Genomic DNA, 12,556 nt, shown 5'->3' on the forward strand with positions numbered 1-12,556 from the left:
ATTTTTTATTTTAATCTAACAAGTATATCTTAATTAGCCTATTGAGCGTTTGTGATAATGTATTTTCCTTCCTCATTTTTATCAATTTCCTCTGTGGGAAAGGAATCTACCGAAACCTCATTAATTTTCCAAGCTTTTTGATCTGTATCATACAGTGCGTTAAGTTGCACATTATAAACTGCATCTTTTTCAGGTGAATATTTTTGAGCTGGAAGATGATATTTTACTTTCCCTTCCATTGCTAAAATAGGATATCCTTTATCGTTTGATAAGATCTTCACTACTTCTTTATTTAAATATGATTTCACAAGTGTACCTTTCCATGGTTCAGACCATGTATTCCGCGCTGCCGAAGCATAAGATTCTGCTTTTTGATTCTTATATTTTTCAGTGACTGTTTTGAAAGGCTCAATGCTTTGTTTTGTACCTGCATCCCCATATTCTTTTAAAAATGTATGGAAAAATTGATTCACTTTTTCTTCATCGACTTTAAACATATATTTTTGTTGTTTTCCAAATAAAGAGTTATTCTTTTGATCGTTTAATTTAGAAATTCCATCTTTTGACCAGGGAAAATCAGCTTTTAATTGTATTTCTTCTTCATCTTTTTTATTAATCGGACCGAATTTTTTCGACTCACCATCTCCAACCTTAATACCTGTAGGTTTTCCCTTAAATACAATTTCTGAACCTATAAATTCCTTAGATAAATCTAGTTCATCTCCCTTTAGGCTGAGTGATACATTTTCAACAGGATCATCTCCTCCTACATGGATAGTGGTTTTATCTGTGACAGTAGTCCATTTATATTTTTTTATTCCAGTTAACTCATACACTCCAGGTAAAAAAGTTTTATCAAATACAGAAGGAGAAATTTTTTTACCGTTTAAAGATAAAACAACGTCTTTATCTATATCTTTAAGGTTTACTTTTACCTTTGCTGGTTTAATAACATAATTATCGAAAAATATCCAGGTCTTTCCTTCTTTCACTATTGTATAGGGTAATACAACCTTACTACGTGCTTCCAATGCTTTAGTGGAAACAGCTGTATTCTCAACATCCATAACATCTACCATTACGGGATACATTTGCTTATATTCATCGGATTCCTTTAAAAATGACTGTACACCTTCCTTAGCAAATGGAGCAGACTGTGCATCTTTTGGTAAAAGTGATAAAAATGTATCAGCATCTTTCTTTTCAAAAGCTTGTAGTAATTTCTCTCTTACTTCTTCTTTAGAATGACGGGCTATTGATCCAGTTACAATGAATCCTATGATACATAATAAAATAATACCTGTTGTCAGTATTCCTTTTTTACTTTTTAGATAAGAAATTTCCACAACTTCTGTCCCCTTTTCAATTTTTTATAATTTCATTATAAAATAATAAAAAAATGGAAAGAAGTGGTGGAGAGTGATTTTTCAGAAAAATAAACTTTATCAATACTTTTCAAGATTATCAAACCCTACTTCCACGTTACATATCCCAGAAATCACTCATTTTTTTATTAGGATCAATTTTGCGTATCGCTGTTAACAGTTTTTTTATAGTACTTTGGCTTGGAATATAATAAGGATCGTTACAGATACGAGAAATAGTAGTACGATTGATTTTTGATTCTTTTTGTAAATCTTTTTGATATAAACCATGTGAATCTAGCCATCTACCTAATTTGCTCCGTTTTTTTCCCAGGCCCCACATACTACATACTCTCCCTTTTCTTTTTTACTTCAAGCTTGTACAAAATGTTAAAATTATATACCCTTGAGGTTAATAAAAATTAACATAAAGCTTTTGTAGATTGCATATCTTATAGTAATAATGATTAGCACCCTGCAAAAGTTTTGTAATTTTTTTGTGGAATATGGAATACATATACATTGCAACACTTGTTGATAAAAACATGTATAGTGACAAGTGTTGCATAAGGGGTTTCGTGAAAAGATTGTAATTTTATTAGATTGATAGTCGATTTAAGAGAGCATTGCGGTAAAATCGCAGTGCTTTTTAATGTTGTGTATATGATGAGGTATTCAATTCACTTTATTTTCCTGTATCATTAACTATTTTTTGTTATTCAGTAAGAGGTGATTAAAATAAGGTTCAAAGGCATGTCTTTTTTGATGTAGAATAATAACAGAATAGGAGGTGGACGTGTCCATGGACGATACTATGAATATGGATAATACTACACAAGAAAAGGCCCATTGGGCTGCGGAGGTTGCGGAGCGACTTAAGACAAATCCCTCTACATTGCGAAATTGGACAAATGCATTGGAAAAAGAAGGTTATCAGTTTATTAAAGATGCTAACGGACGTCGAGCATTTCTAGAAAAAGATATTGAAAACCTAAAGTTACTCCAGAAATGTTTGAAAAATAATATGAGTATGAAAGACGCTGTCCATGCTGTTATATCAAGTGTTGAAGGGCAAATACGGACAGGTATTGTCCGTGAAAAAGAGCGTCCTTTAATACGTCCGCTAAGCGCGGACGTTGTAGGGAAAATTGTGAGTGAGGCATTAGAAATTCAACAAAAAGAATTTGAAGAAAAAATGGAAAAACAGAGTGAAGATTTCGAGAAAATGTTAAATCAAAAATTGACGGAACAGGCAGAATTCCTTTTGAAAAATATAAATGAATTAACGAAAGAAAGGGATAGAACAGCCTTGGGATTAGAAGTTAAAAAAATAGAAGAAACTAAAAAAAATGGATTTCAAAAATTATTAGGTTTTTTTAAAAGTTAAATTTTAAAAAAGAGTTGCTCTTATATAAGAGCAACTCTTTTTTACGCTGTACTATGCACAAGAATCATCATCTATGTTATCTAATCTAATGAATCCTAAGTTTTATTTTCCATGTTATTTTTTAACTTTTGCTTGTGCACTAGCCAAGATTGCTAAATAATCTTGATCGTGTGGATCAGTCTCTTCCTTTATAATTTCAGGTTGAGATATGGTGTTTTCTTCGGTCTGTACATTGGTGTGTTGTGTAGTAGAAATAGGAGCTGATACTCCTCTAGCAAGTAACATTGCTAATTTCATGGTATCAGCTACCCCATGTAATTCCATAAGATTCGACCAGGCAGTTAATACTTCTTGAATCTTTTTATTTTCATATCCTTTTTCCCCAGAACCTTCTTTTTCCCAACGTTTTACTAGTTGGTAAGCCTCTGGGGCTTTAATTGGATTAATTGACATTTGAAGTTTCTTTGGTTCCATCATCTAAGGGTGCACCACCTTTTGAACGATAAGCAGCACTAATCATTTTCCATAATCCTAAAACATTTGCTTCTTGACCTTCTTCACCTAAAACAACGAAATTTTGATTTGGTTTAGAAGCTAAACGGTCTTTATGAAGCGAAGCGAGTCCACCAGTCCAGAGAACTTTCCCATAAGAGGTAATATTATATTGATTTTCTAATAAATATTCAAAAATATTTTCTAAGTGTTGATCTAAAATCTTAACGATTACTTTATCTTCGGCTATTGGATGCAGATCTCCATCTTTTAAGACGCCATGTTGAAGAATTAACGGAATATTAGATAGTGTTTTAAAGTATGGTAATTCTCCATATAACTCAATTAAACGTTTACGGATTTTAATATAAGCATTATCAACACCTTCATTGCTGTAGTTATCATCTGTTACAAAGTTATTCGTTACAACAGCAGGGTCAAATGTTCCAGCTCCCCCATCGCAAACTAGTACTTCTTCTTCTTTTTTTATTTTCTTCTCACTTAGTGCATACATGTAAGAGCCTAATGGCTGAGGCAATACAAGTACATCAGTAATGTTGATAGTAACATCGACACCAGATACTGTAATCACTTTTGAACCTGTGTATTTTTGTTTTAGCTTTTCTTCGCATTGTGCATAGTGTTCATTAGGAAGCATTAAACCAAGAATAGGAATCTTAATTTCTTTTGCTGTAGGGAAATCTTTTGCGATAAATGCATACAGCATTAATTCGTAACGTTCAGAGAAATAACGATCTGCTTTATCGATTGTTTGGGCACGTTGTGGTTTTAATTTTGTTTTAATTACATCACGACCTAAATAATATAAATCCGTCTTATTTAAACTATACGTATCGAGATTAGACGAATTATATCCTGTTGGTTTTTGAGCGATGACAGAAGAGTCAACTTCTACAAGCCCTTTTTCGCTGAATTTTCGTTTAGAGAAACCGTTTCCTAAATCTAAAGTATACAATGATTCAATTATTTCTGTTCTTAAAACATTAACCATTATATGACCTCCAATTAATTATTTTATTTTCGATAAATTATCAAAGAATTAACGATAATGCGTCGTTTGATTATATTATACTATTTCTATCTAATCAGGTAAAGAACAATTATTGATAAATTATCAATAATTGTTCTTTCTTTTGTTTTTCATTTTAAACTTGTTCCATTACAATTTATCATTAATAATAAATTATCGATAATTTATTATTCAATTATCGATATGAAAATAAAGTATAATCAATAAAAATCTCTGGTATTTTAGATGCCAGGGATTTTATATACTCAAACTGTTATCTTTTCTTTGCAATTCATTCCAAAATTGAATGTATCTGTGTAGTGCTTCAATGCTTTTTAACCCTAAAAATACTTTGATTTCAAGTGGCTTCATGCCATTTTGTAGTGCGTTTAAAATAAACCGATTCCGCAACTTAGTAGGGGTAACTTTAACCTCAGCACGTTTTACTTCTTTCTGCAGCATTCGTTGAACCGCAATTCTAGTTAATGCAGCTGGTTGATCTTTTTCATAGTCCCATCGGAACGTTTGCGGACCGAAATCAAACGCCACAAAGAAGGGATCTCCTATTTGTTGGCGAGGTCGCACCAGGTTTGGAATCGTTTTGTAATACGATAGGGCAAGTTTTACATCGTCTTTTGATAGGGTGATGGATCGTTTGTAGGCGTGTAACCCTCCTGGTGTAATGGTATTTGTCCCAAAATGAATATCATGCATAGATAGCGTAATAATGTCCTGGATGGATAGCCCGTAATGCAACATAAAACGAACCAATAAGAGATTTCGCTCTATAATAAACTTCCTTCCGGACGCCTGATATTCTGTTAATCCTTGATAACTTCGCATCACACGTAACAACTTCTCTATTTCCTCATCAGATGCAAATTGTTTAGCGGTAAGTCCAGGAGGGGCGACATCACTTTTCAGATCTTTTGCCGCGCCATGAAACTGTAAAAAGTTAATGAGAATCCCTCGTACACGCTTCACGTTAGAAATTGACACGTCACGTTCCTTTCTAAGCGATTTTAAATACTCATCCAATATATTTATATTGAAAGAATGGAAAACGTCCTCTGGAGCAAATTTGACCTGTTTCTGAATCCAGGAGACAAAGAGCGAGAGATCATACCGATATTGTTTTACGGTTGAAGGCTTTCGGCCGCGTTTTAACAAGTCAGCAAGGAACAAATCAAGGGTGGAATCCCATGTCATGGCTATATACTCCTTTGTCCTAAAAATTGTGTACCGCAATTATATCGAAAAACCACAAAAACAAGCAATAGGGGATTGTAGGCTCTGTTGTTCTTGTTGGGATATATTTTGTAATTTGTGCTGGTAGGGAGGACCACGCGAAGTGCTAGCCGCGCAACAACGAGGACAGACGAGCCGGGCTAGACAGGAGAAGGCGTCAGGAGCCAGAGGGAGGTCATGGGTGTGTGGACGGTGAAAGACGAATGTTGAGTGAACAGATGAACGAAGATGATGGGCCGGGAATGAGGGAGCCGCCGCACCGTTTATGTAGTTTTTAAAACTTTTCCCTTGCCCTGCTATCTGATTCATTCGAATCGAGATACCAGAACAAGGAAAGCTTCAAGATTTCATCTGGTTTAGCGAGGACATGGGAAATCCCGAAACCTCCCTATATATCAACGTTTTTTGACAACCGCAAGTGATGAATTAGACGATGAACGAAAACATCACAGTTTCATGCCTAATTCATCAGTAATTCATAAGGTTGATTTGTGCATATAGATCTCGTATTTGTTTGAATACAGTTGGAATATGGATTTTAGTATGTTTCTAGTTTAGATGAATGATTTGCACATATTGTACGAGTATTGTTCGTTTTTTGAGATATAAGATTTTTTTAGATATGTGTAAGTATTTTTAAAACTGAAATTCAAACTAGAAATATAGGATACTCTTATTATTAAATCTTGTTTTAAAAGAATTAAAAACATTAAATACATTAGGATTTATTTTAGGACATTTATCCTTACTCTCACAAGGACTTAGAGATTTCTTCTTATTTAATTCCTTGTTTAATTGCTGATGAAAGTTAGCTGGCATTCTATGATAAATCTCACGTATTTTTTTGCTGAAAACGGCGCTAACACCTTGAAATTAAATAATAAGATTAATAGATTTTAAAAATAACAATTATGATTGCATGACAAAAAGCCTTGTTAGCTTCAATTTTTTTGAACAAGGCTACATTAACTTTATTTTATTGTGAGAAATAAAAGTTAAGAGGTAGGATCTAGCATCTCATTTAACTTTTTAAAGTCAATGTCTACTCTAGATTCTCTATCTTTTTTATACTTCTCCATGCGTATTTTCCTATACGCATGGAGTTTATTTGTGTACATCTCTATGAAATGCGCAGGAGTACTTACATCTGATTGAGTATGCTCAAAATGACGTACACACTCCTCGAAAGTTTTTCTTACCTCCCAATCTACGTCTGGTGGCATACGCAATGCAATTGTATAAGCATCTTTTTCAGTAATATTTGTATCTTTACTTAACATGTAGAGATAAAGCTTCTTCTGATCTTCACTCATAAAATCATTCATTTCTTGTAATCTTGCCGCCAGTATCTCTTGTAAGCTAGTTTCCAATTTTTTATCTTCGTTAGAATTCGTTTCTTGCTCATCCTTTTCTTGTTCCTCCACTTCTACTTCAACAAGTTCAACGGGGGTGAATAAGTCAAAGCCATGGCATGTAGAGACTGGAGAATTTTCTTCTTTATTTGTTTCCTTCTTCTTGTTCTTACCAATTTTCTTGGACAAAAGCTCAGTGAATGTAGAAAAAATATTGATTGTTAATGCCCATTTTTGCTTAAAATACTCAATGATTTTTAAATAATTATTATGTAGGCTCAAAATATAAATAGATGGCGCAATTTTATTGTGGCGTCTTGTTTTAATTTGGTGACATACTTCCAGATCTTCTAACCAATTTAGAATAAAGTTAATCAGAGGTACAGAAATACCTGATTTTTGGCTAATTTGTACTTGTTTCATTTGGGAGTAACCCTCTTGAACAAGATAGGAAAGTACGACTTCCAATGCCTCATATCGGCGTGGAGTTTTTTCGAAGAATTCTTTTGTAGTTACGTTCTCTAAATTTAAAAGAATGCTATCAATATCTTTGATCACACTTTTGACTGCTTGATTGATAGCTCCCTCTTTACACTTAGGGATACGATATAATTGCGGACTTAATTCTCGTTTTGCTGTACTCAGTAAAAAATTAGTTAATAACACAAAAAGACCTCCTATTTTTCCCTCTGTACACACTTACAGAAAAATCTTGGGAAAATAGAGGTTCTTATTCACACCACATTCACTTTGTGTTATAATTTTTATAGAAGTGAATATTGATTTGTGAATTAAGACCCCTACTTTCATTGGAGTTTTAAATTGGTTAGAGTCGCCAAACTATAGACCAATCTAAAACGGGTGTGTTGTGGGGGTTTTATGATTTATTTTTTAATTCAAAATTAATTATGTAAGTTTTAGTTATAATTCATATGTTATATATTATATTGTTATTGAGATAATATCAATCCCTTTGAGAGTGTTATATTATCCTAACTGTAAATATATTATTGAATTAGATGATAAAAAAACAGAAAGTTTATTTTTTTTACCACAAAACAGAACGTAAGTTCTGTTTTGTGGTAAAATATACAAAAACTTGAGAAATATTTTAGACAGCCCAAAGAACATCAATTGATAAGGGTTACATGGTAAAATAATGGTATCTATATAGTAAGAAGAACAATAGATTAGGTTGAAAGTATTCTTCAATTTAGTATATCGCCTATCACTTTTTATTAAGTCATAAGTAAAAAATCCGTGATGATAATTAATCATATTTAGAATAAAGAATCAATTTTATCTTAATGCGCTAGAGAGAATAACTCATAAAAATTATGAGTTTCTAAAAAATGTTCTTACTGGGAAGTAACTTTTGCTTTAAGGGGAGGCATTCATGTGGAGAGGTTGATGAAAGAGTTATTAAAAATTAAAGAATCAAAGAAGTTGAGCACTAGAAAAATTGCTAAAGATATTGGAACAAGTAGAACAACTATTAATAATGGATTACAAAGAAAGACAGAAGAATTTAAATTTGAAGTGTTTCTAGAACTTGTTCAATATATTTGTGAAAATTCAGAAGAAAAAACCTATTTTATTCATCAATATATCCTTCTTTGTACAGGACCATTAAATATTCGCAAGGCACTATGTTATTGTCAGGCCATGGGTGAATTTGACTTAATAAAAAAATTAGTAGAAAAACATGAGAAAACAGCAAGTGTAGAAAAGTATATAACTATATATCAAATACAAAATAAGCGAAACCAAAATGAAGCTAGAGGACAAAAACTACTTGATGAAATTTATGAAAATGATTTCTCAGCAGATCCAGATTGCCAGGCTGCATTAAATATAATTTATATGGAAGCGATGTATGATAAACAGAATTATAATGCGATAATCCCATATGCGGATAAACTTAAAGTTAACTTGGTTGGTATAGATCAGTCTTATATAAAGAAATGTTTACAAATGAAATATAAAGAAAGACTAGCATATATTTATTTAATGAAAAATGATATTGAAAATTGTAGAAAAACTTGCTATGAAATTCTTAATTCTAAAATGGATATTAATACCATTAAAGCAACAGCTTGGTGTTGCTTGGGGGAGAGCTATACTTTCGAATGTATAAAAACAGCAGAAAAGTACATAAAAAAAGCTATATCAATGTGTGAAAACATTGAAGTAGCACAAAAAGCTCAAAAATATCTTGCATTTAAGACTACTTTAGCTCATTTATATATTGCTAATGGGTTTAATCTAGATAAAATTGATTTTCGATTTATTAGTAAATCAGAATTAGCTTTTTATGAATCTATGTATGGAGATAAAGTAAAGGGGAAAATATTATACGAAGAAGTAAAGAAAGATGGAAATGGGTTTTCTCCATTCCAAATGTACTCATATTCTAAAGTAAATGGTGATATAATAGGGTTGAAACAAGCTCTAGAGGCATTTGAATTAACTGGTAATATTTTCTATTCTCAATATGTAAAACGTGAATTAATAAGGGAAGAGGTGGGAACTGTTGAATAGATTTATCATTACTATTTTTTATACTTTAATGATATTGGTAGCGATTTGTCAACCAGGTACAACAAGCTCACAACAAGAAGTAAAACAAGAAAATTCTAAAATAATGTATATGCAAGTTGACCCCTATATGAAAACTGATCCCGGAGGCGGGTGAAAAGTAAGTTGATATAAAAAAGTAAGACGTCACCATTTGGTGGCGTCTTACTTGCATTTTGGGGGTGGTACATTTTTAAAAAACGAAAAAATTCCGTGCCACTTTGGCAATAAATTCAAAAATTTAATATAAAAATAGGGGGATCTCTATATGGAATTACAATTAGATAAAAATTGGTTTAATGAAACATTAGACAAGGATAATTCAGTCCTAGACACTTATCGTGAAATATTACAACTAATTGAGTTTATTAAATCAAGTCAGGGAAATTCAGAATAGTATCTTGGCTAGTTGTTTTTTTGAATACTATTTTTAATATCGATTCGATGTTTCAAATACTTAGCGTACTCAAGTAATTCATTTTCTAAAAAAGGTTTATCCCTATCGGGAATACTTTTGTAACTTTCATATAGGTCTTGGGCTAAACGTTCTACTACCTCTTTGCGTTGTTCATCTGTAAATAAATCATCATCAACAATTTTATGATTCAAAAGTCGATCTGTACTAACATTAAAATAAAGGGAGATTTTTTGAAGCATTTCAAAACTAGGTTGTTTTCTATTGTTTTCCCAATTCGAAATTGTACTACTGGCTACACCTAGTATATCCCCTAGTTCTTTCATATTTAGTCCTTTAAAATTTCTTAATATTCTAACGTTTTCTCCGAAAAAGTTAGGGATCATGTATTTCACTCCAATCAATTTATTTACCAAAGGGATACTTTTTTATCCTTTTAGTGTTGACATTCTCCTTTAAGGAGAATAGAATGTAGTTAAGGGGGTGAGAATTTGACAATAATACGTAATGTTAGAGAAGCAAAAGGACTTACAATTAAGGAAGTTTCTCGAATCTCTAATATTCCAATAAAAACTTTGTATCATATAGAGACTGGAAAAAAAGGGCTAGTTGAGAGTAGAGCTTTTTTTCTTGCAAATCTACTTGAACAACCAGTTGAGAAGTTGTTCTATTCCACGTATTACCGAGCAAAATTAGAATGATTTAAGTTTTAGTAAAAAATAATTATACATCTATATTGTAAATGAACAATCAATAAAAGAAACAAATTTAACTTATTTTTATGGTTTTATATTTCAGAAAATTAAGTTATTTAGTTCTTTGAAAACTTGATACTACTAAAGGAGCTGTCAAAATGATTTTGAAACGATCTTATCAATTATTGCTAATGGGAATGAGTATACTCTTACTACTCATGAGCTTCCTCATACCGCTTAATAAAGCAAGTGCGGAGGTCATCAATCATGAAAAGTACGAGATGAAGTGGGCGTACTCTCCACAGTTTGGGAAAGATATACGTACTGAACTTTTGAAAAATTCGAAGGGTCAAGTTGCCTATTGCCTGGTCTATGGATTGAAGTCCCCAAATGGTTCAGACCTTCCTGAGAGCGGACGAACAAATGATATTGTGTACCGTGTCTTGTTAAATGGATACCCACAAAAGAGTCCAGAAGAATTAGGGGTTTCCACTTGGGAACAGGCGCATTATTCGACACAGCTGGCCTTATGGAATTCATTGGGGCAAATCAATACGGCAGAATTACAATTTAAAGATGCAGCTGTTGAAAAAGCAACGAAAGCAATCATTCATGCAGCGGATCAGAGTCAAGATACACAAGATGTATATATGAATGTGGTTCCAACTGATAAGCAAGAGGCACAACTAAACGGTGAATACTTCGAAACAACAACGTATACAGTACAAACAAATGCGAAAAAGGGTACATTCGTAGTGCGAATGAACAATGCACCACAAGGTACACGTGTTGTCACAGAACAAGGTGAAGCAAAAGAAACGTTCCAGTTAGGAGAAAAATTCCGTATTCAAGTACCAAAATCCTCTAAGAGTAACGAACTATCCTTAAAAGTCGTTTCAAATCTAACGAATTATAATGCGATTGCATATAAGGGAACTGAAACCATCCAGGATGCAACGGTTTTGTTAGAACGTAGTACAGAGCAAGTAAGTACAGACTTACAAGTGTACTGGAAAGCAAATGGCGGCTTAAAAGTAATGAAAGTGGATGAGAATAAAAAGCCACTTCCAGGTGCAGTGTTTGAAGTCTTAAATAGCAACCAAGAAGTTATGGGAACGATTACAGCAGATAAAAACGGTGTAGCTGAACTAGGTAACTTAGAGCTAGGGACGTACACTATCAAAGAAGTAAAAGCACCTGTAGGATATGTGTTAGACTCCACTCCAAAGTCTTTTGAAGTGAAAACAGGTGAAGTTGCTGTTATTGAAATGAAGAATGAACAAATCAAAGGAAATGTACAGCTTTTGAAAGTAGATCAAGATGGTAAGAAGAAATTGGAAGGCGCAGTATTTATCCTTGCGGATGCAAAAGGGAATTCAATACGTGAGTACACAACGGATAAAGATGGCCTAATCAAAGTTGATAATTTAAAGTATGGGGAGTATCAATTTATCGAAAAATCTTCTCCAGTGGGCTACATCTTAGTTAAAGAACCAATTCCTTTCAGCATTAAGGAAAATGGAAAGAAAATCGAATTAATCGCAAAAAATACAAAAGCAAAAGGAACAATTGAAATCACAAAAGTAGATGTAGCGGATGGAAATAATAAACTTCCAGGAGCAGAGTTCACCATTTATGATGAGCAAGGCACTTTAGTAGTCCAAGGCAAAACAAACGAGCAAGGTATTGCGAAATTTGAGAAGCTCCCAGCAGGAAAGTACACATATAAAGAGACACTCGCACCAGCTGGATATGTGATAAATGAAGAAACCTTCTCCTTTGAAATTAAGCAAGATGGAGAAATTATTAAACACATTGTAAAAGATAAGAAAATAGAAGGCAGCCTTGAAATAACAAAGGTGGATGTAGCGGATGGGAATAACAAACTACCAGGCGCAGAATTCACAATTTACGATGAACAAGGCACTTTAGTAGTCCAAGGCAAAACAAACGAGCAAGGTATTGCAAAATTCGAGAAGCTCCCAGTAGGGAAGTA

13 protein-coding genes are annotated in these 12,556 nt (G+C 33.0%); 6 read left to right on the forward strand and 7 right to left on the reverse strand.

What is annotated here, in order from left to right; all coding sequences use genetic code 11:
- Nucleotides 1-38: 38 nt before the first annotated feature.
- Both JDS96_RS23260 and JDS96_RS23265 read right to left on the reverse strand, forming a co-directional pair.
- Nucleotides 39-1,346, reverse strand: coding sequence for a TcaA second domain-containing protein (locus JDS96_RS23260; RefSeq protein WP_199668165.1), 1,308 nt, complete (start codon nt 1,344-1,346; stop codon nt 39-41).
- A 136-nt stretch (nt 1,347-1,482) separates the two neighbouring features.
- Nucleotides 1,483-1,707, reverse strand: a complete 225-nt coding sequence (locus JDS96_RS23265) for a helix-turn-helix domain-containing protein (protein WP_199668166.1) — start codon at nt 1,705-1,707, stop codon at nt 1,483-1,485.
- Between the two features lie 471 nt (nt 1,708-2,178).
- On the opposite strand from JDS96_RS23265, the gene JDS96_RS23270 reads away from it, so the two are divergent.
- Nucleotides 2,179-2,751, forward strand: coding sequence for a MerR family transcriptional regulator (locus JDS96_RS23270; protein ID WP_199668167.1), 573 nt, complete (start codon nt 2,179-2,181; stop codon nt 2,749-2,751).
- 114 nt (nt 2,752-2,865) lie between these two features.
- On the opposite strand, the gene JDS96_RS23275 is transcribed toward JDS96_RS23270, so the two are convergent.
- The 4 genes from JDS96_RS23275 to JDS96_RS23290 all read right to left on the reverse strand — a co-directional run bounded on the left by JDS96_RS23275 (nt 2,866) and on the right by JDS96_RS23290 (nt 7,539).
- Nucleotides 2,866-3,228, reverse strand: a complete 363-nt coding sequence (locus tag JDS96_RS23275; protein WP_242479973.1) for a hypothetical protein — start codon at nt 3,226-3,228, stop codon at nt 2,866-2,868.
- Nucleotides 3,194-4,255, reverse strand: a complete 1,062-nt coding sequence (locus tag JDS96_RS23280) for a ParM/StbA family protein (protein WP_199668168.1) — start codon at nt 4,253-4,255, stop codon at nt 3,194-3,196. Before JDS96_RS23280 ends, JDS96_RS23275 begins: the two co-directional genes overlap by 35 nt.
- A 276-nt stretch (nt 4,256-4,531) precedes the next feature.
- Nucleotides 4,532-5,482, reverse strand: a complete 951-nt coding sequence (locus tag JDS96_RS23285; protein ID WP_199668169.1) for a tyrosine-type recombinase/integrase — start codon at nt 5,480-5,482, stop codon at nt 4,532-4,534.
- Nucleotides 5,483-6,516: 1,034 nt separating this feature from the next.
- Nucleotides 6,517-7,539: a Replicase RepFR55 gene (locus JDS96_RS23290; RefSeq protein ID WP_199668170.1), complete on the reverse strand. Its 1,023-nt coding sequence runs from the start codon at nt 7,537-7,539 to the stop codon at nt 6,517-6,519.
- Nucleotides 7,540-8,283: 744 nt separating this feature from the next.
- On the opposite strand from JDS96_RS23290, the gene JDS96_RS23295 reads away from it, so the two are divergent.
- The 3 genes from JDS96_RS23295 to JDS96_RS32890 all read left to right on the forward strand — a co-directional run bounded on the left by JDS96_RS23295 (nt 8,284) and on the right by JDS96_RS32890 (nt 9,847).
- Nucleotides 8,284-9,414: an AimR family lysis-lysogeny pheromone receptor gene (locus JDS96_RS23295; protein WP_199668176.1), complete on the forward strand. Its 1,131-nt coding sequence runs from the start codon at nt 8,284-8,286 to the stop codon at nt 9,412-9,414.
- Entirely contained in the window at nt 9,407-9,568 is a 162-nt protein-coding gene (locus tag JDS96_RS23300) for a hypothetical protein (RefSeq protein ID WP_199668171.1), read from the forward strand. The genes JDS96_RS23295 and JDS96_RS23300 overlap by 8 nt, the downstream gene beginning before the upstream one ends.
- Before the next feature lie 150 nt (nt 9,569-9,718).
- Nucleotides 9,719-9,847, forward strand: coding sequence for a hypothetical protein (locus JDS96_RS32890; RefSeq protein ID WP_274605968.1), 129 nt, complete (start codon nt 9,719-9,721; stop codon nt 9,845-9,847).
- Nucleotides 9,848-9,855: 8 nt separating this feature from the next.
- Here JDS96_RS32890 and JDS96_RS23305 read toward each other — a convergent pair whose 3' ends face one another.
- Complete coding sequence (locus JDS96_RS23305; protein WP_199668172.1) at nt 9,856-10,251, reverse strand: helix-turn-helix domain-containing protein; 396 nt, start codon at nt 10,249-10,251, stop codon at nt 9,856-9,858.
- 105 nt (nt 10,252-10,356) lie between these two features.
- On the opposite strand from JDS96_RS23305, the gene JDS96_RS23310 reads away from it, so the two are divergent.
- Together JDS96_RS23310 and JDS96_RS23315 are read left to right on the forward strand one after the other, a co-directional pair.
- A complete protein-coding gene (locus JDS96_RS23310; protein ID WP_097847928.1) occupies nt 10,357-10,566 on the forward strand; it encodes a helix-turn-helix domain-containing protein in 210 nt (69 codons plus the stop codon).
- A gap of 152 nt (nt 10,567-10,718) precedes the next feature.
- Nucleotides 10,719-12,556 (forward strand): thioester domain-containing protein (locus tag JDS96_RS23315; RefSeq protein ID WP_199668173.1); only part of this gene is annotated, 1,838 nt, incomplete at its 3' end.

The sequence above is a fragment of the Bacillus cereus group sp. N21 genome (assembly GCF_016483395.1).
Taxonomy (GTDB): Bacteria; Bacillota; Bacilli; order Bacillales; family Bacillaceae_G; genus Bacillus_A; species Bacillus_A pseudomycoides.

Bases quoted from the DNA above. Each gene is read 5' to 3' on its own strand.
- JDS96_RS23265 (WP_199668166.1), bottom strand. From the start codon at position 1,707: ATGTGGGGCCTGGGAAAAAAACGGAGCAAATTAGGTAGATGGCTAGAT.
- JDS96_RS23295 (WP_199668176.1), top strand. From the start codon at position 8,284: ATGAAAGAGTTATTAAAAATTAAAGAATCAAAGAAGTTGAGCACTAGA.
- JDS96_RS23305 (WP_199668172.1), bottom strand. From the start codon at position 10,251: ATGATCCCTAACTTTTTCGGAGAAAACGTTAGAATATTAAGAAATTTT.
- JDS96_RS32890 (WP_274605968.1), top strand. From the start codon at position 9,719: ATGGAATTACAATTAGATAAAAATTGGTTTAATGAAACATTAGACAAG.
- JDS96_RS23270 (WP_199668167.1), top strand. From the start codon at position 2,179: ATGAATATGGATAATACTACACAAGAAAAGGCCCATTGGGCTGCGGAG.
- JDS96_RS23275 (WP_242479973.1), bottom strand. From the start codon at position 3,228: ATGATGGAACCAAAGAAACTTCAAATGTCAATTAATCCAATTAAAGCC.
- JDS96_RS23280 (WP_199668168.1), bottom strand. From the start codon at position 4,255: ATGGTTAATGTTTTAAGAACAGAAATAATTGAATCATTGTATACTTTA.
- JDS96_RS23285 (WP_199668169.1), bottom strand. From the start codon at position 5,482: ATGACATGGGATTCCACCCTTGATTTGTTCCTTGCTGACTTGTTAAAA.